The 22,614-nt window shown below is 70.8% G+C and carries 18 protein-coding genes; 10 read left to right on the top strand and 8 right to left on the bottom strand.

The window, feature by feature from the left end; translation table 11 throughout:
- The first annotated feature begins 13 nt into the window (after positions 1 to 13).
- The 4 genes from ACFQ6S_RS30630 to ACFQ6S_RS30645 are packed head-to-tail and all read left to right on the top strand — an operon-like array spanning position 14 to position 3,380.
- Complete coding sequence (locus ACFQ6S_RS30630; protein ID WP_383416763.1) at positions 14 to 772, top strand: enoyl-CoA hydratase family protein; 759 nt, start codon at positions 14 to 16, stop codon at positions 770 to 772.
- Positions 773 to 1,606, top strand: coding sequence for a CoA transferase subunit A (locus ACFQ6S_RS30635; protein ID WP_383416766.1), 834 nt, complete (start codon positions 773 to 775; stop codon positions 1,604 to 1,606).
- 8 nt (positions 1,607 to 1,614) lie between these two features.
- Positions 1,615 to 2,334: a CoA-transferase subunit beta gene (locus tag ACFQ6S_RS30640; protein WP_383416769.1), complete on the top strand. Its 720-nt coding sequence runs from the start codon at positions 1,615 to 1,617 to the stop codon at positions 2,332 to 2,334.
- On the top strand, positions 2,334 to 3,380 hold the full coding sequence (locus ACFQ6S_RS30645; RefSeq protein WP_383416771.1) for an NAD(P)H-dependent flavin oxidoreductase: 1,047 nt from the start codon (positions 2,334 to 2,336) through the stop codon (positions 3,378 to 3,380). Before ACFQ6S_RS30640 ends, ACFQ6S_RS30645 begins: the two co-directional genes overlap by 1 nt.
- Before the next feature lie 64 nt (positions 3,381 to 3,444).
- Here ACFQ6S_RS30645 and ACFQ6S_RS30650 read toward each other — a convergent pair whose 3' ends face one another.
- Genes ACFQ6S_RS30650 through ACFQ6S_RS30660 form a run of 3 tightly spaced genes read right to left on the bottom strand, consistent with a single transcriptional unit; the run spans position 3,445 to position 6,041 of the window.
- The gene (locus ACFQ6S_RS30650) at positions 3,445 to 4,602 is read right to left on the bottom strand and encodes an acetyl-CoA C-acetyltransferase (protein ID WP_383416774.1); all 1,158 of its coding nucleotides are present in this window, start codon (positions 4,600 to 4,602) and stop codon (positions 3,445 to 3,447) included.
- 26 nt (positions 4,603 to 4,628) lie between these two features.
- Positions 4,629 to 5,240: a TetR/AcrR family transcriptional regulator gene (locus ACFQ6S_RS30655; RefSeq protein WP_383416777.1), complete on the bottom strand. Its 612-nt coding sequence runs from the start codon at positions 5,238 to 5,240 to the stop codon at positions 4,629 to 4,631.
- 15 nt (positions 5,241 to 5,255) lie between these two features.
- Positions 5,256 to 6,041 carry an SDR family oxidoreductase gene (locus ACFQ6S_RS30660; protein WP_383416780.1) on the bottom strand — a complete coding sequence of 262 codons (786 nt, stop codon included), beginning with the start codon at positions 6,039 to 6,041 and terminating at the stop codon, positions 5,256 to 5,258.
- A 65-nt stretch (positions 6,042 to 6,106) separates the two neighbouring features.
- Here ACFQ6S_RS30660 and ACFQ6S_RS30665 point away from each other — a divergent pair, with 65 nt between their 5' ends.
- Both ACFQ6S_RS30665 and ACFQ6S_RS30670 read left to right on the top strand, forming a co-directional pair.
- On the top strand, positions 6,107 to 7,282 hold the full coding sequence (locus ACFQ6S_RS30665) for an acyl-CoA dehydrogenase family protein (protein ID WP_383416783.1): 1,176 nt from the start codon (positions 6,107 to 6,109) through the stop codon (positions 7,280 to 7,282).
- Positions 7,282 to 8,256 (top strand): acyl-CoA dehydrogenase family protein, encoded by a 975-nt coding sequence (locus ACFQ6S_RS30670; protein ID WP_383416786.1) that lies wholly within the window; start codon positions 7,282 to 7,284, stop codon positions 8,254 to 8,256. The genes ACFQ6S_RS30665 and ACFQ6S_RS30670 overlap by 1 nt, the downstream gene beginning before the upstream one ends.
- On the opposite strand, the gene ACFQ6S_RS30675 is transcribed toward ACFQ6S_RS30670, so the two are convergent.
- Together ACFQ6S_RS30675 and ACFQ6S_RS30680 are read right to left on the bottom strand one after the other, a co-directional pair.
- The gene (locus ACFQ6S_RS30675) at positions 8,231 to 9,880 is read right to left on the bottom strand and encodes a cytochrome bc complex cytochrome b subunit (protein ID WP_383416789.1); all 1,650 of its coding nucleotides are present in this window, start codon (positions 9,878 to 9,880) and stop codon (positions 8,231 to 8,233) included. The two genes, ACFQ6S_RS30670 and ACFQ6S_RS30675, sit on opposite strands and share 26 nt — an antisense overlap.
- An 85-nt stretch (positions 9,881 to 9,965) precedes the next feature.
- The gene (locus ACFQ6S_RS30680) at positions 9,966 to 10,691 is read right to left on the bottom strand and encodes a vWA domain-containing protein (RefSeq protein ID WP_383416792.1); all 726 of its coding nucleotides are present in this window, start codon (positions 10,689 to 10,691) and stop codon (positions 9,966 to 9,968) included.
- Between the two features lie 146 nt (positions 10,692 to 10,837).
- On the opposite strand from ACFQ6S_RS30680, the gene ACFQ6S_RS30685 reads away from it, so the two are divergent.
- Both ACFQ6S_RS30685 and ACFQ6S_RS30690 read left to right on the top strand, forming a co-directional pair.
- Positions 10,838 to 11,776, top strand: coding sequence for a rhomboid family intramembrane serine protease (locus tag ACFQ6S_RS30685; protein WP_383416794.1), 939 nt, complete (start codon positions 10,838 to 10,840; stop codon positions 11,774 to 11,776).
- On the top strand, positions 11,773 to 12,681 hold the full coding sequence (locus ACFQ6S_RS30690) for a chitosanase (RefSeq protein ID WP_383416797.1): 909 nt from the start codon (positions 11,773 to 11,775) through the stop codon (positions 12,679 to 12,681). Before ACFQ6S_RS30685 ends, ACFQ6S_RS30690 begins: the two co-directional genes overlap by 4 nt.
- Positions 12,682 to 12,846: 165 nt before the next feature.
- On the opposite strand, the gene ACFQ6S_RS30695 is transcribed toward ACFQ6S_RS30690, so the two are convergent.
- The 3 genes from ACFQ6S_RS30695 to ACFQ6S_RS30705 form a co-directional block, all read right to left on the bottom strand.
- Positions 12,847 to 14,307, bottom strand: coding sequence for a glutamate synthase subunit beta (locus ACFQ6S_RS30695; RefSeq protein WP_383416799.1), 1,461 nt, complete (start codon positions 14,305 to 14,307; stop codon positions 12,847 to 12,849).
- Complete coding sequence (gltB, locus tag ACFQ6S_RS30700; RefSeq protein WP_383417263.1) at positions 14,300 to 18,898, bottom strand: glutamate synthase large subunit; 4,599 nt, start codon at positions 18,896 to 18,898, stop codon at positions 14,300 to 14,302. The genes ACFQ6S_RS30695 and gltB overlap by 8 nt, the downstream gene beginning before the upstream one ends.
- A 371-nt stretch (positions 18,899 to 19,269) precedes the next feature.
- On the bottom strand, positions 19,270 to 20,001 hold the full coding sequence (locus tag ACFQ6S_RS30705; protein WP_383416801.1) for a VIT1/CCC1 transporter family protein: 732 nt from the start codon (positions 19,999 to 20,001) through the stop codon (positions 19,270 to 19,272).
- A 271-nt stretch (positions 20,002 to 20,272) separates the two neighbouring features.
- Here ACFQ6S_RS30705 and ACFQ6S_RS30710 point away from each other — a divergent pair, with 271 nt between their 5' ends.
- Both ACFQ6S_RS30710 and ACFQ6S_RS30715 read left to right on the top strand, forming a co-directional pair.
- The gene (locus ACFQ6S_RS30710) at positions 20,273 to 21,340 is read left to right on the top strand and encodes an ADP-ribosylglycohydrolase family protein (protein ID WP_383416804.1); all 1,068 of its coding nucleotides are present in this window, start codon (positions 20,273 to 20,275) and stop codon (positions 21,338 to 21,340) included.
- Positions 21,337 to 22,611 (top strand): ADP-ribosylglycohydrolase family protein, encoded by a 1,275-nt coding sequence (locus tag ACFQ6S_RS30715; RefSeq protein WP_383416807.1) that lies wholly within the window; start codon positions 21,337 to 21,339, stop codon positions 22,609 to 22,611. Before ACFQ6S_RS30710 ends, ACFQ6S_RS30715 begins: the two co-directional genes overlap by 4 nt.
- The last annotated feature ends 3 nt before the right edge of the window (positions 22,612 to 22,614 follow it).

Raw genomic sequence — 22,614 nt, forward strand, 5'->3', positions numbered from 1 at the left:
AGCTGATGCGACCATGGGTGTCTCCACCTCGTCCCCGGAAAAGGGATCCGAAAAAGAGGGAATCGCCGTCGTCACGGTCGACTTCCCACCGGTGAACGCCCTGCCGGTGGCCGGCTGGTCCGCCCTGGCCGACGCGGTGCGGGCGGCGGGCCGCGATCCGGACGTCCGGTGTGTCGTCCTCATGGCGGAGGGACGCGGGTTCAACGCGGGCGTGGACATCAAGGAGTTGCAGCGGGACGGGCACGGTGCGCTGATCGGCGTCAACCGTGCCTGCGCGGACGCCTTCGCCGCGGTCTACGACTGCGAGGTCCCGGTCGTCGCCGCGGTGCACGGCTTCTGCCTGGGCGGCGGCATCGGCCTGGTCGGCAACGCGGACGCGATCGTGGCGAGCGAGGACGCCACCTTCGGACTGCCCGAGCTGGACCGGGGAGCCCTGGGCGCGGCCACCCATCTGGCCCGGCTGGTCCCCCAGCACCTGATGCGCGCCCTGTACTACACCTCGCGCACGGCGACCGCGGCCGAGCTGCACACACACGGCTCGGTGTGGCGGGTCGTACCGCGCGCGGAACTGTGCGCCGCCGCACTGGAGTTGGCGCGCGAGATCGCCGCCAAGGACGGGCAGCTGCTGCGCCTGGCCAAGGCCGCGATCAACGGCATCGACCCGGTCGACGTCCGCCGCGGCTACCGCTTCGAGCAGGGCTTCACCTTCGAGGCGGGCCTCAGTGGCGTGGCCGACCGGGTCCGGGACACCTTCGGAAGGGACGGTGGCTGAGTGAGCGACAAGACGACGACCGCGGACGAGGTCGTGTCCCGGCTGCACAGTGGCATGACGCTCGGCATCGGCGGCTGGGGCTCGCGCCGCAAACCGATGGCCCTGGTGCGCGCACTGCTGCGCTCCGACGTCACCGACCTCACGATCGTCTCGTACGGCGGCCCCGACGTCGGCATGCTGGCGGCCGCCGGACGGGTCCGGAAGCTGGTCACCGCCTTCGTCACCCTCGACTCGATCCCGCTGGAACCGCACTACCGCGCGGTCCGCGAGCGCGGCGACCTCGAGCTGATGGAGATCGACGAGGCGATGTTCATGTGGGGGCTGCGCGCCGCCGCGCACCGGCTGCCGTTCCTGCCGGTGCGGGCGGGGATCGGTTCGGACGTCATGCGGGTCAACCCGGGCCTGCGGACGGTGACTTCGCCGTACGACGACGGGGAGACGTTCGTGGCCATGCCGGCCCTGCGCCTCGACGCGGCCCTGGTGCATGTGAGCCGCGCCGACCGACGGGGCAACGGCCAGTGCCTCGGCCCCGACCCGTACTTCGACGACCTCTTCTGCGAGGCGGCGGACGCGGCCTATCTCTCGTGCGAACGGATCGTCGACACAGCCGAGTTGACGAAGGAGGCGGCCCCGCAGTCGCTGCTGATCAAGCGGCACACGGTGACGGGGGTCGTCGAGGCCCCGAACGGCGCGCATTTCACGTCCTGCGCACCCGACTACGGCCGGGACGAGGCCTTCCAGAAGACGTACGCGACCACGCCCTGGCCCGAGTTCGCGGAGCGGTTCCTCGGCGGGGACGAACAGGCGTACCAGTCGGCGGTCAGGGAGAGGTAGGCAGAGCCATGACGGAGGTCACCCGCGCCGAGCACTGCGTGATCGCCTGCGCCGAGGCCTGGCGCGACAACGGGGAGGTGCTGGCCAGCCCGATGGGTCTGATCCCGTCCATCGGTGCCCGGCTCGCGCGGCGCACCTTCTCGCCGGACCTGCTGATGACCGACGGCGAGGCGATGCTGGTCGCCCCGGACGGCACCGTCGAGGGCTGGCTGCCGTACCGGCAGCATCTCGCCCTGGTCACCGGCGGCCGACGGCACGTGATGATGGGCGCGAGCCAGATCGACCGGTACGGCAACCAGAACATCTCCTGCATCGGCGACTGGGCGAAGCCGAGACGCCAGCTGCTCGGCGTGCGCGGAGCACCGGTCAACACGCTGAACAACCCCACCAGTTACTGGATCCCGAAGCACTCCCGGCGGGTCTTCGTCGAGAAGGTCGACATGGTGTGCGGTGTCGGATACGACCACGCCGGCGATGCCCGCCACCACCGCATCCCCCGGGTCGTCTCCGATCTGGGCGTCTTCGACTTCGGCACACCCGACCACTCCATGCGCCTGGTCTCGCTCCACCCTGGAGTCACCCTGGATCAGATCAGGGAGGCGACGGCGTTCGAGCTGACCGTCCCGGACGACGTGGCGGAGTCCCGGCCACCCACCGCCGAGGAACTACGGCTCATCCGCGAGGTGATCGATCCGGGGAACACGCGCGCCCGGGAGGTGGCCGCGTGATGGAGACACCGCTGACCCGGCTGGTCGGGGTCCGCCATCCGATCGTGCAGACGGGCATGGGCTGGGTGGCGGGCCCACGGCTGGTCTCGGCGACGGCGAACGCGGGAGCGCTGGGCATGCTGGCCTCCGCGACGATGACGGTCGACCGGCTGCGTGCGGCGATACGGGAGGTCAAGTCCCGTACGGACGCGCCGTTCGGGGTGAACCTCCGGGCGGATGCCTTGGACGCCGGCGACCGGGTGAGCGTCATGATCGCCGAGGGTGTGCGGGTCGCCAGCTTCGCCCTCGCGCCCTCCCGTGAGCTGATGGCCGAGCTCAAGGGCGCGGGCGTGGTCGTGATCCCCTCGATCGGCGCCCGGCGGCATGCCGAGAAGGTCGCCGCCTGGGGCGCGGACGCGGTGATCGTGCAGGGCGGCGAGGGCGGCGGGCACACCGGCGAGGTGGCGACGACGGTGCTGCTGCCGCAGGTGGTGGATGCCGTGGACATACCGGTCGTGGCGGCGGGCGGCTTCTTCGACGGGCGGGGACTGGTCGCGGCGCTGGCCTACGGGGCGGCTGGTATCGCCATGGGCACGCGGTTCCTGCTGACGTCGGACTCGACGGTGCCGGACCCCGTGAAGGCGCGGTATCTGGCGGCGACCGTCCGGGACGTCACGGTCACCACGGCCGTGGACGGCCTGCCCCACCGCATGCTGCGCACGGACCTGGTCGACGCCCTGGAGCGCTCCGGCCGAACGAGGGCTCTCCTTCAGGCGGTCCGCAGGGCGGTGGGCTACCGGAAGCTGTCCGGCACGAGCTGGCGCCGGATGATCCAGGACGGCCGTGCGCTCAGACACGGCAAGGACCTGACCTGGAGCCAGGTCCTGCTCGCCGCGAACACGCCGATGCTGCTGAAAGCGTCCATGGTGGACGGCCGTACAGATCTGGGGGTGATGGCGTCCGGGCAGGTGGCCGGGGTGATCGCGGACCTGCCGTCGTGCGCGGAGCTGGTGGAGCGGATCATGAAGGAGGCGGAGGAGGCGCGAGAGGGGCTGGCGGGCTTCTAGGCTCCCGCGGCCCCCTCCCGGCGCTCCTCCCCGTCCCGGCACTCCCGGCAGTCCCGGAGGCGTCTCACAACCTCTCGATGATCGTCACATTGGCCTGTCCGCCGCCCTCGCACATCGTCTGAAGCCCGAACCGGCCGCCCGTACGCTCCAGTTCATGCAGCAGGGTCGTCATCAGCTTGACCCCGGTCGCCCCCAGCGGATGCCCCAGAGCGATCGCTCCGCCGTTGACATTGACCTTGTCAGGATCCGCGCCGGTCTCCTTCAGCCAGGCCAGGACGACCGGCGCGAAGGCCTCGTTGATCTCGACGAGGTCGATGTCGGCGATGGACAGGCCGGTCTTCTTCAGGGCGTGGGCAGTGGCCGGTATGGGGGCGGTGAGCATGCGGATGGGATCCTCACCGCGCACCGAGAGATGGTGCACCCGGGCCCGGGGCGTGAGCCCATGCTCGCGCACCGCCCGCTCCGAGGCCAGCAGCATCGCCGCGGCGCCGTCGGAGACCTGTGAGGAACAGGCCGCCGTGATCGTGCCGCCGTCGATGACCGGCTTCAGCCCGGCCATCTTCTCCAGCGAGGTGTCCCGCCGCGGCCCCTCGTCCACGGCGACCTGCCCGTAAGGGACGACCTCCCGCTCGAAGCGCCCCTCGTCGATGGCCCGCAGGGCCCGCCGGTGCGAGCGCAGCGCGAACTCCTCCTGGTCCTGCCGGCTGATCCCCCACTTGGCGGCGATCATCTCGGCGCCGGCGAACTGGTTCACCGGCTTCTCCCCGTACCGTGCCCGCCAGCCCTCGCTGCCCGCGAAGGGCCCCGCGGTGAGCCCCAGCGGCTCGGCGGCCTGCCGGGTGGCGAAGGCGATGGGGATCATCGACATGTTCTGCACGCCGCCCGCGACCACGAGGTCCTGGGTGCCGGACAGCACGCCCTGCGCGGCGAAGTGCACGGCCTGCTGCGAGGACCCGCACTGCCGGTCCACGGTCACCCCCGGCACCTCCTCGGGCAGCCCCGCGACCAGCCAGCAGGTCCGCGCGATGTCCCCGGCCTGCGGCCCGACGGCGTCCAGACAGCCGAAGACGACGTCCTCGACGGCGGCCGGGTCCATGCCCGCGCGCGCCACCAGTTCCTTCAGCACATGCGCGCCCAGGTCGGCCGGGTGGACCGCGCTGAGCCCTCCTTTGCGCCGCCCCACGGGCGTACGGACCGCTTCGACTATGTAGGCCTCGGCCATGGCAACTCCCCAATGGGAACGGTGGGTTATGTGCGTACGGCGATCCCGTCCAGCACCATCGACAGGTACTGCCGGGCGATCTCCTCGGGGGTGTGCTGTCCGCCGGGCCGGTACCAGGACGCGGCGACCCACACCGTGTCCCGCACGAACCGGTAGGTGAGCCGGACGTCGAGGTCGGCCCGGAAGACCTCGGCCGCGACCCCGCGCTCCAGCGTGGACAGCCACGCCTTCTCGAACTTGCGCTGCGACTCGGCGAGGAACGCGAACCGCTCCTGCGCGACGAGCTGCCGGTTCTCCTTCTGGTAGATCGCCACGGCGGCCCGATGCCGGTCGATCTCCCGGAACGACTCGGTGACCAGGGCCTCCAGCGTCTCGCGCGGGCCGGATTCGGCCTCCAGGACGGCGTCGTAGCCGTGCCACAGCTCGTCGAGGAAGGTCCGCAGGATCTCCTCGAGCATCGACTCCTTGGAGTCGAAGTGGTAGTAGAGGCTGCCCGCGAGCATGCCCGCGTGGTCGGCGATCTTGCGGACGGTGGTGGCGTTGTAGCCCTGCTCGGCGAAGACCTCGGCGGCGGTTTCGAGGAGTTCGCGACGCCGGGCGGCCGCGGCGGTCACCTGGGGCTTCTTCTTGGTCGGCACGGGTCCATTGTCGTCCTAGGCGTGCTGGCTGCTGACGGAGACGATCTCCCCGGTCATGTACGAGGAGTAGGGCGAGGCCAGGAAGACGATCACATTGGCCACCTCCCAGGGCTCGGCGTACCGTCCGAAGGCCTCGCGGGCGGTCAGTTCCTCAAGCAGTTCGGGGGTCGTCACCTTGGCCAGGTGCGGGTGCATGGCGAGGCTCGGCGAGACGGCGTTGACCCGTACGCCGTACTCGGCCGCCTCGATCGCCGCGCACCGGGTCAGCGCCATCACCCCCGCCTTCGCGGCCGCGTAGTGCGCCTGCCCGGCCTGGGCGCGCCAGCCGACGACGGAGGCGTTGTTGACGATCACACCGCCGCCGGTGTCCCGCAGGTGTCGCAGGGCGGCCCGGGTGCATCGGAAGGTGCCGTTCAAGGTCACGTCGAGGACCTTCGACCACTGCTCGTCGGTCATGTCCACGAGCGGCGAAGTCCCGCCCAGGCCCGCGTTGTTGACGACGATGTCGAGCCTGCCGTGCTGCTGCACGGCGGTGTCGAACAGCGCGCGCACCTGGGTCTCGTCGGTGACGTCGCACACCGCGGACGTGACCGCGCCCTCGAAGTCCCGGGCCAGTTCCGCCTCGCACTCCTTCAGCCGACGCGCGTGCGTGTCGCTGATCAGCACGTGCGCGCCCTCTTCGAGGAAGCGGCGCGCGGTCGCCCCGCCGATGCCGGCACCGGCCGCCGCGGTGATGACGGCCGTGCGCCCGCGAAGCAGTCCGTGCCCGGGAACGTACGTCGGCGCCTCGACGTTTGTCATAGCAGCACGCTAACCTACCAAACACTTGTTAGGGAAGACTCGCAAGGCTCCGAGGGAGGGCGACGGTGGACCTGACCCACTCGAGCGCCGACGAGGCGTTCCGCGCCGAGGCCCGTGCCTGGCTGCACGCGCATGTGCCGCCCGATCCGCTCCCCTCCCTGGAGACCGAGGAGGGCTTCGCGGCGCACCGGGCGTGGGAGGCCGAGCTGGCCGCGGACCGCTGGTCGGTGGTGAACTGGCCGGCGGCGTACGGCGGCCGGGACGCCTCACTCCTACGGTGGCTGCTGTTCGAGGAGGAGTACTACGCGGCGGACGCACCGGGCCGCGTCGGGCAGAACGGCGTCAGCCTCCTGGCCCCGACCCTCTTCGACCACGGCACGCGGGAGCAGCGCGCCCGTGTGCTCCCGCCGATGGCGACCGGCGAGGTGGTCTGGGCGCAGGCCTGGTCCGAGCCGGAGGCGGGCTCCGATCTGGCCTCGCTCCGGTCGAAGGCCGTGCGCACCGACGGAGGCTGGCTGCTGTCCGGCCAGAAGACCTGGTCCTCGCGCGCCGCCTTCGCCGACCGCGCCTTCGGCCTGTTCCGCACCGATCCGGACGCCCCGAAGCCCCACCAGGGCCTGACCTACCTGATGTTCGATCTGCGCGCCCCCGGCGTCACGGTCCGTCCCATCGCCCGCCTCGACGGCAAGCCCGCCTTCGCCGAGCTGTTCCTGGACGAGGTCTTCGTGCCGGACGAGGACGTGATCGGCGCACCGGGCCAGGGCTGGCGGATCGCGATGTCGACGGCGGGCAACGAACGCGGACTGATGCTGCGCTCCCCGGGCCGCTTCCTGGCGAGCGCCGGCCGCCTGCACCGCCTCTGGCGCTCCCAGGGCACCCCGGAGAGCGCGCGGACCCGCGTGGCCGACGCCCTGATCGGTGCCCGCGCCTACCAGCTCTTCACCTACGCCGCCGCCTGCCGCTTCCTCGACAGCGGTGGGGGTCCCCCCGCGCGAGCGGATTCGAGCGTGGGGGAGATCGGCCCGGAGTCCAGCCTGAACAAGGTCTTCTGGTCGGAGTACGACATCGCCCTGCACGAGACGGCCCTCGATCTCCTCGGCGCCGAGGGCGAGACGGCGGACACCGACTGGTCCGAGCGCTACGTCTTCTCCCTGGCCGGCCCCATCTACGCGGGGACGAACGAGATCCAGCGCGACATCATCGCCGAGCGCCTGCTCGGCCTGCCGAAGGGGCGCCGCTGATGAGGTTCCTCCTCGACGCCGAGCAGCGTGCCTTCGCCGACTCGCTGGACGCGATGCTGACGGCGTCGGACACACCGTCGGTCGTACGGGAGTGGAGCCTGGGCGACCATGCCGGTGGCCGTGCGCTGTGGTCCCGGGTCGCCGAGGCGGGGGTGTTCGCGCTGGCCGTTCCCGAGACCTGCGAAGGACTGGGCCCCCGGCCCGTCGAACTCGCCCTCGCCTTCGTGGAATTGGGGCGCCACGCGGTTCCGGGGCCCCTGGTGGAGACGGTCACGGCGGCGGCCCTGCTCGCCGGGCTGCCGGACCCCGGCCCGGCCAAGCGGCTCCTGCCGGCGCTGGCCGCCGGGGACGCCATGGCGACGCTGGCGTGGACGGCGCCGTACGCGCTGGACGGCGACGCGGCCACCACCCACCTCGCGCTCACCCCGGACGGCCTGTACCTCTCCCCCGGCCATGGCCCCGTGCGCTCCTCCCTGGACCCGGCCCGCCGCCTCACCCCCCTCGCCCCCGGCGGCGAGCTCCTCAGCCCCGACCCGCCCACCGCCCACGCCCACGCGCTCGCCCATGCCCGGCTGACCACCGCCGCCCAAGCCCTCGGCGTCGGTCTGACGCTCCTCGACAGAACGGTCGCCTACGTCAAGCAGCGCACCCAGTTCGGTGTCCCCATCGGCTCGTTCCAGGCCGTGAAGCATCGCCTCGCCGACGCGAAGATCGGCCTGGAGTTCGCCCGGCCCCTCGTCCTCGGCGCCGGGCTCACGATGGACCCGGCCGATGTCGCCGCCGCCAAGGTCGCCGCCTGCGAGGCCGCGTACGCGACGGCCCGTACGGCCCTCCAGTTGCACGGCGCGATCGGCTACACGGCGGAGTACGACCTGTCGCTGTGGCTGACCAAGGCCCGTGCCCTGCGGACCGCCTGGGGCAGCCCGGACGCCTGCAGGGACACGGTGCTCAGTGGTGGTGATCGCCGCTGGTGATCTCGCGGTACTCCTCCGCCGTCGGCTTGGGGATCCGCGACCGAGTACCGAACATCGCCTCCGCCAGCCGTGCCCGCACCCGCTGGGAGGCGGTGACCCGCCGCCGGACGCCGTTCGCGTCGACGCGCGGGCCGATCTCGTACGGCGGATGCTCCTCGTGCTGGGTGAGGGTGAACAGCTCCCCCTGCGCGAGCGGCTCGTGGACCTCGATGTACTCGCCCTGCGGCAGCCGTTTGATGGTGCCGGTCTCCCTGCCGTGCAGCACCTTGGCCCGGTCCCGGCGCTGCAGTCCGAGACAGATGCGCTTGGTCACCGAGTAGGTGACGACCGGCACCACGAAGACCGCGACCCGCACGAACCAGGTGATCGAGTTGATGGACAGATGCAGATGCGTGGCCACGATGTCGTTGCCGCCGCCGATCAGCAGCACGGCGTACAGGCTCAGCCAGGCCGCGCCGAGCCCGGTGCGCACGGGCATGTTGCGGGGCCGGTCGAGGATGTGGTGCTCACGTCTGTCGCCGGTGACCCACGCCTCCAGGAAGGGGTACAGGCCGAGCGCGAGCAGGATCAGCGGGAAGAGCGAGAAGGGGATGAAGACGCCCAGTTCCAGGGTGTGGCCCCAGGCGTTGAGCTCCCATCCCGGCATCACCCGGATCAGTCCCTCGGAGAAGCCCAGGTACCAGTCGGGCTGGGCGCCCGTGGTCACCAGGTCGGGGCGGTAGGGCCCGAAGGCCCAGACGGGGTTGATGCTGGCGACGCCGCCCATGAACGCCAGCACACCGAAGACGAGGAAGAAGAAGCCGCCCGCCTTGGCCATGTACACCGGCAGGAAGGGCATGCCGACGACCGACTTCTGGGTGCGGCCGGGGCCCGGGTACTGCGTGTGCTTGTGGTAGAAGACCAGGATCAGATGGGCGACCACCAGTCCCAGCATGATCCCGGGCAGCAGCAGGATGTGGACCGGGTACAGCCGCGCGATGAAGTCCTCCCCGGGGAACTCCCCGCCGAAGAGGAAGAACGCCACATACGTCCCCACGATCGGGATGGACAGGATCGCGCCGTGCGCGAACCGCAGACCGGTGCCGGACAGCAGGTCGTCGGGGAGGGAGTAGCCGGTCAGGCCGGTGATGATGCCGAGCATCAGCAGGGTCCAGCCGAACACCCAGTTCAGCTCGCGCGGCTTGCGGAAGGCGCCGGTGAAGAACACCCGCATCATGTGCACGAGCATGCCGGTGACGAAGACCAGTGCCGCCCAGTGGTGGATCTGCCGGATGAGCAGCCCGCCGCGCACATCGAAGCTGATGTCGAGCGTGGACTCGTACGCCCTGGTCATCAGGACGCCGTTGAGGGGCTCGTAGCCGCCGTTGTAGACGACCTCGTTGGTGCTCGGGTCGAAGAACAGGGTGAGGTAGACGCCGGTGAGGATCAGCACGAGGAAGCTGTAGAGGCAGACCTCGCCCAGCATGAAGGACGGGTGGTCCGGGAAGACCTTGCGCATGTTGGCCTTGGCCAGCGCGTAGAGCCCGAGCCGTCCGTCGGCCCAGTCGGCGACCCGCTCGCCCTTGCCCGGCGGCGCGGACCGCCGCGCCGCCGCCGACTCGTTCCCCGTTCGTGCGCCGTCCATACGTCGTCGCCTCCCCGCCGGATCACCTCAGGGTGACATGGGGGTGCGGGCTGAGCCAACGGGGGCGGCCACCCCGGCTCGGACGTCAGTGCGTCCGGACGATGCCCTGCGCCCGCGCCGCCACCAGCCACTTCGGGAACTCCCCGATGAGACGGTCGTACAGCTCGGCGTCGGAGACGGTCCGCGGATCGGAACCGGCGTGGAAGAACCCCGCGTTGTCGATCACCCGTTTGTCCGGCACCGCCAGCTCGTCGAGCTTGCGCAGGAAGTCGAACTGCTTGCTGGTGGCGTCCCCGAACCCGATGAACTGCCAGAACAGCGGGAGCCGGGCGGCCTTGCACACGTACCGTTCGGCGGCGAGCTTGTTGATGGGGCCGCCGTCGGTCTGGAACACGACCAGGGCGGGCTCCTGCGAGCCGCTGTCCAGGTAGTGGTCGATGACGGCGTCCATGGCCAGGTGGTAGCTGGTCTTGCCCATGTGGCCGAGCCCGGACACGATCCGCTCGATCCGCCCGCGGTGATCGGCCAGCGCGATGTCGGTGACGGCGTCGACGTCGGTGGAGAAGAACACCACCGGCACGGTCCCGTCGTCGTCGAGGTGCGCCGACAGGCCGAGCACCCGGTCGGCGAGCGCCTGCACGCTGCCGTCCTTGTAGTACGGCTTCATCGACCCGGAGTAGTCGACCACCAGATAGACCGCGGCCCGCGCCCCGTCCAGCCCGTGCTTGCGGAGCGACACCCCGGCGCTCTTGTACAGGCTGACCAGCGCGGGCGCGGTCTCCTCCACCTTGCTGAGACTGATCGCCGCCATCCGTTCTCCCCCTCGCACAGCACACCGGGTGCCGAGATTACGACACCACCGGCCCCGCCTCTCCCCCCACCCACAGGTGTTCGATATTTTTATCCGTCGCCGTCCCCACCGGCTCACCGTTCGTCCAGTCCTCCGAGGAGCCGGTTGTGGAGCCCGAGTCCACCGAGTCCGCCGTAACCACCTGCTATCGCCATCCCAAGGTGGAGTCCTACGTCCGCTGCACCCGCTGCGACCGGTACATCTGCCCGGACTGCATGCGGGAGGCGTCCGTCGGCCATCAGTGCGTGGAGTGCGTGAAGGAGGGCTCGCGGTCGGTGCGGCAGGCCCGGACCGTCGTCGGCGGCCGGATCGCGGCGACGCCGCTGGTGACCTCGGTGCTCATCGGGCTGAACGTCCTCGCCTATCTGGCCGAGGTGGTGCGCCCGGAGATCCTGGACCGGTTCGCGATGCTCAGCGCCCGGCTGGTCGGGCCGGACGGCGGCCACTACGTCTACCAGAGCGGGTACCCGTCCGACTTCCATGCCGAGGGCGTGGTCGCGGGGCAGTGGGAGCGGCTGCTGACCGGCGGTTTCCTGCATCTGCCGCCGACCGAGGGCACCTTCGGACTGCTGCACATCGTGATGAACATGGTCTCGCTGTGGCAGCTCGGCCGGATCGTGGAGCCCATGCTGGGCCGGATCCGCTATGTCGCCCTCTATCTGCTGGCGACCCTGGGCGGTTCGGTGTTCGAACTGCTGCTCACCGACATCAACGTCGAGTCGGTCGGCGCGTCGGGCGCGATCTTCGGCCTGGGTGCCGCCTACTACGTCCTGGCCCGCCGGGTCGGCGCCGACATGCGCGCCGTCAACCGCTTCATGGTGTTCCTGCTCCTGTGGCTGCTGCTCTCCGCCGGCCTCACCTCCTGGCAGGGCCACCTGGGCGGCCTGCTGACCGGGGCCGCGGTGACGCTGGCCTACGCTTACGCCCCGCGCGGACCGCGCCAGACCGTGATCCAAGTGGTCGCCTGTGTGGGTGTGCTGGTGCTGCTGACGATGGTCGCGTTCGCCAAGGTGGCGGAGCTGACGGGTGGAGGGATGGCCCAGTGAGACGTACCGGAATCCTGTTCTTCGCGGCGGTCCCCGTCGTCATCACCGCGGCCGCCTACTTCCTCGCCCCCACCGACTCCGCCGAGAGCCCGGCCGAGCCCTCCGTCGCCTCCTCGCAGCAGGCTACCCGCCAGGACGCCAAGAGCCGCGCCGAGCAGGAGCGGTCGGCGGACGACAAGCTGCTCGCGAGCCTGCCGCCGGGGCTGGCCGCCCCGGCGAAGAAGGAGCTGGCCCAGCAGCTCGTGTCCAGCGCCGAGAACTCGACGCTGGACTGGCGCAGCGCCTTCGCCTACATCGAGGACATCGGGGACGGCCAGGGCTACACGGCCGGCATCATCGGCTTCTGCACCGGCACGAACGACCTGCTCACCCTGGTCGAGCGCTACACCGCCGACCACCCGGACAACGGACTCGCGCAGTACCTGCCGGCCCTGCGCGCCGTCGACGGCACCGACTCCCACGAGGGACTCGACCCCGGTTTCACGGCCGCCTGGAAGGCGGAGGCCGAGCTGCCGGCCTTCCAGCAGGCCCAGCTCGCCGAGCGGGACCGCGCCTACTTCGACCCGGCCGTCCGCCTCGCCAAACTCGACGGCCTCGGCACTCTGGGCCAGTTCATCTATTTCGACGCGATGGTCTTCCACGGTCCCGGCATCGACGAGGACGGCTTCTATGTCCTGCGGGAACGCGCCCTGCGCGAGGCGAACTCCCCGTCCCAGGGCGGCTCGGAGAAGGCGTACCTGGACATCTTCCTCGACATCCGGCGGGGGGCCATGCGGGAGAAGCGCCCGGGCACCGATACCACCCGCATCGACACGGCCCAGCGGCAGTTCCTCTACGACGGGAACCTGCGGCTGCGGACGCCGTTGGAGTGGCGGGTGTACGGGGAGACGTACCGGGTGCCGTAGGCGGCGAACGGCGAAAAGTTGACGGCGCCTGCCCATTCGTCCGGTCGGGGACAAGGGGCAGGCGCCGTCGCGGGGGTCTGGGGCCCGCGGCGGAGCCGCTGATTTTTCTGTCCCCAGATATCCCGCCCGTACGCCTTTGTACGGGACGTCTTTCGATCCTTCGGATCAGACCATCAGTGAGCGGTCCGTCGGGCGGATCGGGGCCGGAAGTTCGCTCGCGCCGGTCAGGAAGCGGTCGCAGCCGCGGGCGGCCGAGCGGCCCTCCGCGATGGCCCACACGATGAGGGACTGACCGCGGCCCGCGTCACCGGCGACGAAGACGCCCGGCACATTGGTCTGGAAGTCGGCGTCGCGGGCGACGTTGCCGCGCTCGTCGAGGTCCAGGCCGAACTGCTCGACCACGCCGTTCTCGCGGTCGGTGCCGGTGAAGCCCATGGCCAGGGTGACCAGCTGGGCCGGGATCTTGCGCTCGGTGCCCGGCTTCGGGGTCAGCTTGCCGTCGATGAACTCCACCTCGGTGAGATGCAGCCACTGGACGTTGCCGTCCTCGTCGCCCTCGAAGTGGGTGGTGGAGACGGAGTAGACCCGCTCGCCGCCCTCCTCGTGCGCGGACGTGACCTTGTACAGCATCGGGAAGGTCGGCCACGGCTGGTTCGCGGCACGGTCCTCGCCCGGCCTCGGCATGATCTCCAGCTGCGTCACCGAGGCAGCGCCCTGACGGTGGGCGGTGCCCACGCAGTCGGCGCCGGTGTCGCCGCCGCCGATGACGACGACGTGCTTGCCCTCGGCCGAGATGGGCGACACCACGTAGTCGCCCTCCTGGACCTTGTTGGCCAGCGGCAGGTACTCCATCGCCTGGTAGACGCCCTTGAGCTCGCGGCCGGGGACCGGGAGATCACGGGCGGTCGTGGCACCGGCGGCGATGACGACCGCGTCGTACCGCTTCTTCAGGTCGGTCGCCTTGAGGTCCTTGCCGATCTCGATGCCGGTACGGAAGCGGGTGCCCTCCGCGCGCATCTGCTCGATACGGCGGTTGATGTGCCGCTTCTCCATCTTGAACTCGGGGATGCCGTAGCGCAGGAGGCCGCCGATGCGGTCCGCGCGCTCGTACACGGCCACGGTGTGGCCGGCCCGGGTCAGCTGCTGGGCGGCGGCGAGGCCCGCCGGGCCCGAGCCGATGACGGCGACGGTCTTGCCGGACAGGCGCTCCGGGATCTGCGGCTCGACGTCACCGCTGTCCCACGCCTTGTCGATGATCGAGACCTCGACGTTCTTGATGGTGACGGCCGGCTGGTTGATGCCGAGCACACACGCCGACTCACACGGAGCGGGGCACAGGCGGCCCGTGAACTCCGGGAAGTTGTTCGTGGCGTGCAGGCGCTCCGACGCGGCGGTCCAGTCCTCGCGGTAGGCGTAGTCGTTCCACTCGGGGATGAGGTTCCCGAGCGGACAGCCGTTGTGACAGAACGGGATGCCGCAGTCCATGCAGCGGCTGGCCTGCTTGCTGATGATCGGCAGCAGGGAGCCGGGGACGTAGACCTCGTTCCAGTCCTTGAGGCGTACGTCGACGGGGCGGGACTTGGCGACCTCGCGCCCGTGGTTGAGGAAGCCCTTCGGGTCAGCCATTGATCGCCGCCTCCATCATCTTCTCGGTGATCTCGGTCTCGGAGAGACCGGCTCGCTCGGCGGCGTCCTTGGCGGCGAGCACTGCCTTGTACGTGCTGGGGATGATCTTGCTGAAGCGCTCGACGGCGGTCTCCCACTCGGCCAGGAGCTTCTCGGCGACCGTGGAGCCGGTCTCCTCCTGGTGGCGGCGTACCACGTCGTGCAGCCACTGCTTGTCGGTGTCGTCGAGGGCCTCGACGGCGCTCACGTTGCCGACGTTGACGTTGTCGCGGTCGAGGTCGATGACGTACGCGATACCGCCGGACATACCGGCCGCGAAGTTACGGCCCGTCTCGCCCAGGACCACCGCGTGGCCACCGGTCATGTACTCGCAGCCGTGGTCGCCCACGCCCTCGGAGACGACCGTCGCGCCGGAGTTGCGGACGCAGAACCGCTCGCCCGTACGACCGCGCAGGAACAGCTCGCCGCCGGTCGCGCCGTACGCGATGGTGTTGCCCGCGATCGTCGAGTACTCGGCGAGGTGGTCGGCGGCCCGGTCCGGGCGGACGATCACACGGCCGCCGGAGAGACCCTTGCCGACGTAGTCGTTGGCGTCGCCCTCCAGACGCAGCGTGACACCGCGCGGGAGGAAGGCGCCGAAGGACTGGCCCGCGCTGCCGGTGAAGGTGATGTCGATGGTGTCCTCGGGCAGGCCCGCGCCACCGAACTTCTTGGTGACCTCGTGGCCGAGCATGGTGCCGACCGTGCGGTTGATGTTGCGGACCTTGACCTGGGCACGCACCGGCTGGGCGTCGGTCGCGGAGTCCGCGGCCAGGGCGTCGGCGGCGAGCTTGACGAGCTCGTTGTCGAGCGCCTTCTCCAGGCCGTGGTCCTGCTCGATCAGCTGGTGACGCACCGCGCCCTCGGGCAGCTCGGGCACGTGGAACAGCGGCTCCAGGTCCAGGCCCTGCGCCTTCCAGTGGTCGACGGCACGCGCGACGTCCAGCGTCTCGGCGTGTCCGACGGCCTCCTCGATGGTGCGGAAGCCCAGCTCGGCGAGGATCTCGCGGACCTCCTCGGCGATGAACTGGAAGAAGTTCACGACGTACTCGGCCTTGCCGGTGAACCGGTCGCGCAGCGTCGGGTTCTGGGTGGCGATGCCGACCGGGCAGGTGTCCAGGTGGCAGACGCGCATCATGACGCAGCCGGAGACGACGAGCGGCGCGGTCGCGAAACCGAACTCCTCGGCGCCGAGCAGCGCGGCGATGACGACGTCACGGCCGGTCTTCAGCTGGCCGTCGGTCTGCACGACGATACGGTCGCGCAGGCCGTTGAGCAGCAGGGTCTGCTGGGTCTCGGCGAGACCGAGCTCCCAGGGGCCGCCCGCGTGCTTCAGCGAGGTGAGCGGGGAGGCACCCGTACCGCCGTCGTGACCCGAGATGAGTACGACGTCCGCGTGTGCCTTGGAGACACCCGCGGCGACCGTGCCGACGCCGACCTCGGAGACCAGCTTGACGTGAATCCGCGCCTGCGGGTTCGCGTTCTTCAGGTCGTGGATCAGCTGGGCCAGGTCCTCGATGGAGTAGATGTCGTGGTGCGGCGGCGGGGAGATCAGGCCCACGCCCGGCGTCGAGTGACGCGTCTTCGCGACCCACGGGTAGACCTTGTGGCCGGGCAGCTGGCCGCCCTCACCGGGCTTGGCGCCCTGGGCCATCTTGATCTGGATGTCGTCGGCGTTGACCAGGTACTCGGAGGTCACACCGAAGCGGCCGGAGGCGACCTGCTTGATGGACGACCGGCGCGCCGGGTCGTACAGACGGTCCGGGTCCTCGCCGCCCTCACCGGTGTTGGACTTGCCGCCCAACTGGTTCATGGCGATGGCGAGGGTCTCGTGCGCCTCCTTGGAGATGGAGCCGTACGACATGGCGCCGGTGGAGAAGCGCTTGACGATCTCGGAAACCGGCTCGACCTCGTCGATGGAGATCGGCTGCCGGTCGGACTTGAAGCCGAACAGACCGCGCAGCGTCATCAGGCGCTCGGACTGCTCGTTCACACGGTCCGTGTACTTCTTGAAGATGTCGTAGCGGTTGGCACGCGTCGAGTGCTGGAGGCGGAAGACCGTCTCCGGGTCGAACAGATGCGGCTCACCCTCACGGCGCCACTGGTACTCGCCGCCTATCTCCAGCGCGCGGTGCGCGGGCGCGATGCCCGAGGCCGGGTACGCCTTGGCGTGGCGGGCGGCGACCTCCTTGGCGATGACGTCGATGCCGACGCCGCCGATCTTGGTGGCCGTGCCGTTGAAGTACTTCTCCACGAAGGCGTCGTCGAGACCGACGGCCTCGAAGACCTGGGCGCCGCGGTAGGAGGCGACGGTCGAGATGCCCATCTTGGACATGACCTTCAGGACGCCCTTGCCGAGGGCGTAGATCAGGTTGCGGATCGCCTTCTCGGCCTCGATGTCCGAGAGGAAGGTGCCCGCGCGGACGAGGTCCTCGACGGACTCCATCGCCAGGTACGGGTTCACGGCCGCGGCGCCGAAGCCGATGAGCAGGGCGACGTGGTGGACCTCGCGGACGTCACCGGCCTCGACCAGCAGGCCCACGTGGGTGCGCTGCTTGGTGCGGATGAGGTGGTGGTGGACGGCCGCGGTGAGCAGCAGCGACGGGATCGGCGCGTGCTCGGCGTCCGAGTGCCGGTCCGACAGGACGATCAGACGGGCGCCGTTCTCGATGGCGGCGTCGGCCTCGGCGCAGATCTCCTCGATCCGCGCGGCGAGGGAGTCACCGCCACCGTGCACCCGGAACAGACCGGACAGGGTCGCGGCCTTGAAGCCCGGCATGTCGCCGTCGGCGTTGATGTGGATGAGCTTGGCCAGCTCGTCGTTGTCGATCACCGGGAAGGGCAGGGTGACCGAGCGGCAGGAGGCGGCCGTCGGGTCGAGCAGATTGCCCTGCGGGCCCAGCGAGGAGTTCAGCGAGGTGACGAGCTCCTCGCGGATGGCGTCCAGCGGCGGGTTGGTGACCTGCGCGAACAGCTGGGTGAAGTAGTCGAACAGCAGCCGCGGGCGGTCGCTCAGCGCGGCGATCGGCGAGTCGGTGCCCATCGAACCGATCGGCTCGGCACCGGCCTTGGCCATCGGCGCGAGGATGATGCGCAGCTCCTCCTCGGTGTAACCGAAGGTCTGCTGACGGCGGGTGACCGAGGCGTGCGTGTGCACGATGTGCTCGCGCTCGGGCAGGTCGGAGAGCTCGATCTCGCCGGCTTCCAGCCACTCGGCGTACGGCTTCTCCGCCGCGAGCTGGGCCTTGATCTCGTCGTCCTCGATGATGCGGTGCTCGGCGGTGTCCACGAGGAACATGCGGCCGGGCTGGAGGCGGCCCTTGCGGACGACCTTGGCGGGGTCGATGTCGAGGACGCCGACCTCGGAGCCGAGGACGACGAGGCCGTCGTCGGTGACCCAGTAGCGGCCGGGGCGCAGACCGTTGCGGTCGAGCACGGCGCCGACCTGGGTGCCGTCGGTGAAGGTGACACAGGCCGGGCCGTCCCAGGGCTCCATCATCGTGGAGTGGAACTGGTAGAAGGCGCGCCGGGCCGGGTCCATGGAGTCGTGGTTCTCCCACGCCTCCGGGATCATCATCAGCACGGAGTGCGGCAGCGAGCGGCCACCGAGGTGGAGCAGCTCCAGCACCTCGTCGAAGGACGCCGAGTCGGAGGCGTCCGGCGTACACACCGGGAAGATGCGCTCCAGGGCCTTGCCGTCGGATCCGAACAGCTCGGAGACGAGCTGCGACTCACGGGCCCGCATCCAGTTGCGGTTGCCCTTGACGGTGTTGATCTCACCGTTGTGCGCGACGAAGCGGTACGGGTGCGCCAGCGGCCACGACGGGAAGGTGTTCGTGGAGAAGCGCGAGTGGACGAGCGCGACGGCCGAGGCGAAGCGGCGGTCGGACAGGTCCGGGAAGAAGGGCTCCAGCTGGCCGGTGGTCAGCATGCCCTTGTAGACGATCGTGCGGGCCGACAGCGACGGGAAGTAGACGCCGGCCTCGCGCTCGGCGCGCTTGCGCAGCACAAAGGCCTTGCGGTCGAGGGCGATGCCCTCCGAAGCGCCGTCGGTGACGAAGATCTGCCGGAAGGCGGGCATCGTCGAGCGGGCGGTGGCACCGAGCAGCTCGGGGGCGGCGGGAACCTCGCGCCAGCCGAGGACGGTGAGACCTTCCTCGGACGCGATCGTCTCGATCTGCGAGATGGCGTCCTGGGTCCCCTCCTCCGGCAGGAAGGCGATACCGACGGCGTACGCACCGGCCTCGGGGAGCTCGAATCCGGCGACCTCACGGAGGAAGGCGTCCGGCACCTGGGAGAGGATGCCCGCGCCGTCGCCCGAGTCGGGCTCGGAGCCCGTGGCGCCGCGGTGTTCGAGATTGCGCAGAACGGTGAGCGCCTGCTCGACCAGCGTGTGGCTCGCCTCGCCGGTGAGGGTGGCCACGAAGCCGACGCCACAGGCGTCGTGCTCGTTGCGGGGGTCGTACATACCCTGCGCAGCAGGGCGAGCATCCATGAACGACCAGTTCTGGCCATTCGTGGAGTGCTGGGACGGCTGGCGCGGCGTACGCATCGGCTCTCCCGTCGTCGTCATGTGGCATATGCAGATTGCCGAGGGACGACGTTGGCCCTCTGCGTGAGTGCAAAATTTCGTGCAGGTTACATGATGGGGCGGTTCTCGGGAAGCGGGATAATCCGTTCCACCATGCGGACACCATGGGTTGCGACAAGGGTTCCGCGCACATGGCTTGAAAGTATGTGGGGACCGAGCGGGACAGGTCGATGTCCGACGATCCAGGGGGCGGAGGAGGCGTCGTCGCCGACCCCGCGAGTGTGCCGCAGGCTTCATTGCCCACAGCGCTTACGGCTCATGCCCGGTGGTCACGCATCCGAAACCAGCGAGTAACGGCTACTTATGCGGCCCGTCGCATAAGTTCCAGCGACCTATCCTACGGCCGTTCCGAACAAACCCCCCAGGGCGTACGTCACACCGGCCGCGGCACCACCCAGCGCGAGCTGCCGCAACCCGCTGTACCACCAGGTGCGCGCGGTCACCTTGGCCACGACCGCACCGCACAGGAACAGCCCGACGAGCGCGAGCAGCACGGCCGGCCACAGCGCGGTCGCACCGAGCAGATACGGCAGTACGGGCAGCAGGGCGCCCAGCGCGAACGCCCCGAACGACGAGACGGCCGCGACCAGCGGTGACGGCAGATCACCGGGGTCGATGCCGAGTTCCTCGCGGGCGTGTATCTCCAGCGCGAGCTCCGGATCGCGGGAGAGCTGCTCGGCCACGGCACGCGCGAGCTCCGGCTCGACGCCCCGGGCCTCGTACAGCGCCGCGAGCTCGGCCTCCTCGTCCTTCGGGTGCTTTCTCAGCTCCCGCCGCTCGACGTCCAGTTCGGCCTCGACGAGCTCGCGCTGCGAGGCGACGGAGGTGTACTCGCCGGCGGCCATGGAGAAGGCCCCGGCCGCGAGCCCAGCGAGCCCGGTCAGCACAATGGTCTGCTGGGCGACCGCACCGCCCGCGACGCCGGTCATCAGGGCGAGGTTGGAGACCAGCCCGTCCATCGCACCGAAGACCGCGGGCCGCAGCCAGCCGCCGTTCACATCGCGGTGGGTGTGGTTGTCGCGGTGCGCCTCGTGCAGTGGCGCCTCGGTCTCGATGATGGCCATGAAGGTCCCCCAGGAACTCAGGTAAGGCTGTCTTTAGACACGTTCTATTCTTCGACAACGCCAAATCTACGCCCGGAAATTCCTGCCCGCCAGCAAGGAAAGGCTGGGCTAACCTGCGGTTTTCCCTTAGAACGCTCATTCGTGTGTGACCCCGCACAGATGTCGACCGGGTGACACCGGGGCTTCCGAGGCTCAGGTCAACCGCCGACGGTGGGACACATCCGCAAAGGGGTCCGCGCCCTGGGCGGAGCCCCCGGAGGAGAGGCCGCGTATGGCATCGATCGCCTGCATCCCCTCGGTTCCGGCGCCCGGGGACGCCGCCGAACTCCGCGAACGGGCGCGCGGCGCGCTGCTGGGCCTGGCGGTCGGCGACGCGCTCGGCGCCCCCGCGGAGAACATGAAGCCGTCCGAGATCCGCGCCCGCTGGGGCCGCATCACGGGCTACGTGTCCGACAACCCCTCCGGCACGGACGACACCGAGTACGCGATCTTCTCGGGCCTCCTTCTCGCCCGCCACGGATCGGCCCTCACCGCGGCCCATGTGGAGGCCGCCTGGCACGAGTGGATCGCGGACCGGGCGGAGGGTCCGTTCAGGGGCGCGGGCTTCAGCGAACGCGGCACGCTGGAGAACCTCCGCCGCGGCCTGGCCGCCCCCATCTCCGCACAGCACCGGCACGCCTGGAGCGACGGCCTCGCCATGCGGGCGGCCCCCTTCGGCGTCTTCGCGGCGGGCCGGCCGTCGGAGGCCGCCCGGCTGGTGGCGATCGACGGCTCGGTGAGCCATGACGGCGAGGGCATCTACGGCGGCCAGGCGGTGGCGGCGGGTGTGGCGGCGGCGATGGCGGGGGCGCCGACCATCGCGGTGGTGGCCTCGGCGCTCGCGGTGGTCCCGGACGACTCCTGGACGGCCAGATCGCTGAGGCGGGCGGTGGCGGTGGCCCACCGGGGCGAACGCGCGGTCCGCTCCGCGGTGGTCATCGGCGGCTACCCATGGACCGACCTGGCGCCCGAGGCGGTCGCCCTCGCCTTCGGGGCGTACGCGGCAGCGGACGGCGACTTCGTCCAGGCGGTCCTTACGGCCGTCAACATGGGCCGGGACGCGGACACGACGGCGGCGGTGGCGGGGGCGCTGGCCGGGGCGACACAGGGGGAGTCGGCGATCCCGGCGGAGTGGGGGGCGGCGATCGGGCAGGCACGAGGGAGCTGTCTGCCGTCGATGGCCGGGCATCACGTGCTGGATGTGGCCGAGTTGCTGGTGCCGGGGGAGGACAGGAAGTGGGTGGCAGGAGGACTCACGGCAGCTGAGGCACCGACGCCACGCGCAGGAGTCCGACGATGAACCCGCCCACCCCCTGGGACGAGGGCACCCCGACGACGACACCCCCCGAACCCGGGCCCACGCTCCTCACACAACCACCCGAACCCGCGACCGCCGACGGCGAGCGCGCCCCCTTGGGGCCACCGGTAGCCGAGGCCGGCACGGCGCTCCCTCCGGAGGGCAGCCGCATCGCCGGCCTCCTGCTCGGCCTGGCCGCAGGTGACGCCGCCGGCTGGCCCGCCGCCCGCCACCGAGCCGCCCGCATGCCCGAATGGACCCGCCGCCTCACCCGCGAACTGGACACCTTCGCCGAACAGAACGCCACCACCACCCTCCCCCTCCCCCTGGCCCTGAACCAACCCCCGGAGCCGCTGCGCCTGGGCCCCTCCGACGACGCGGAATGGGCGGCCTTCGCAGCCGAGGCACTCCTGAGAGCCGGCGACGACACCGTCCTCGGCGACCTGAGCCGAGAACGCCGCACCCGAGCCGCGATCGACCTCACCTGGAACGCCGTGGCCAGCGAGGTCGCCGCTGCGGCGGACCGCGCGCCCGAGGTCGAGTCGGCGATCCTCCCCCTGCGCGCCCGCATCTCCGTCCGCGCCGGCCTCGGCAACCTCGCCACCGGCCTGCGCCCGCCCGCCACCGGCCACGACAACCCGCACTACTTCGACGACGCGGCCTGCGTACGCGCCTGCGTCCTCGCCGTGGCGCACCCCGGCGACCCCCATCGCGCCGCCGACCTCGCCGAGTTCGACGCCCGCTACACCCAGGACGGCGACGGCGTGCACGGCGCGCGGGCGATGGCGGCGGCCCTCGCCCTGGCCCTGGCCGGCGCGAACACCGAGGCCTGCGTGACGGCCGCGCTCGCCGAACTCCCCGAGGAGACGGAGATCGGCCGCAACGCCCGCCACGCGCTGAAGCTCGCCGGGGCCGCCGACAGCGCCTTCGCCCTGATCCCTCTCCTCGAACACCAAATCGTCGACCACGTCTACAGCTACGGCATCGCCGCCGCCGAAACCGTCCCGGTCGCCCTCGCCCTCACGGTCGCCGCGCACGGCCGTATCGCCGAGGCCGTCCCCGCCGCCGCGTGTCTCTCCCGCGTCGCGGACTCGGCACCGGCCCTGGCGGGCGCGCTGACCGGCGCGTTGGGCGGCGGTACGGCGATCCCGGCGTCCTGGCGCGACACCTGCCGCACCCTCTCCGGCTGCGTACTTCCCCGGCTCACCGGCACCGACCTGGTGGAACTCGCCGAACTCCTGGAAGCCACACAACCGGCCCGACCAGGAGGATGATTT

Source organism: Streptomyces sp. NPDC056479, from assembly GCF_042795335.1.
Classification (GTDB): Bacteria; Actinomycetota; Actinomycetes; order Streptomycetales; family Streptomycetaceae; genus Streptomyces.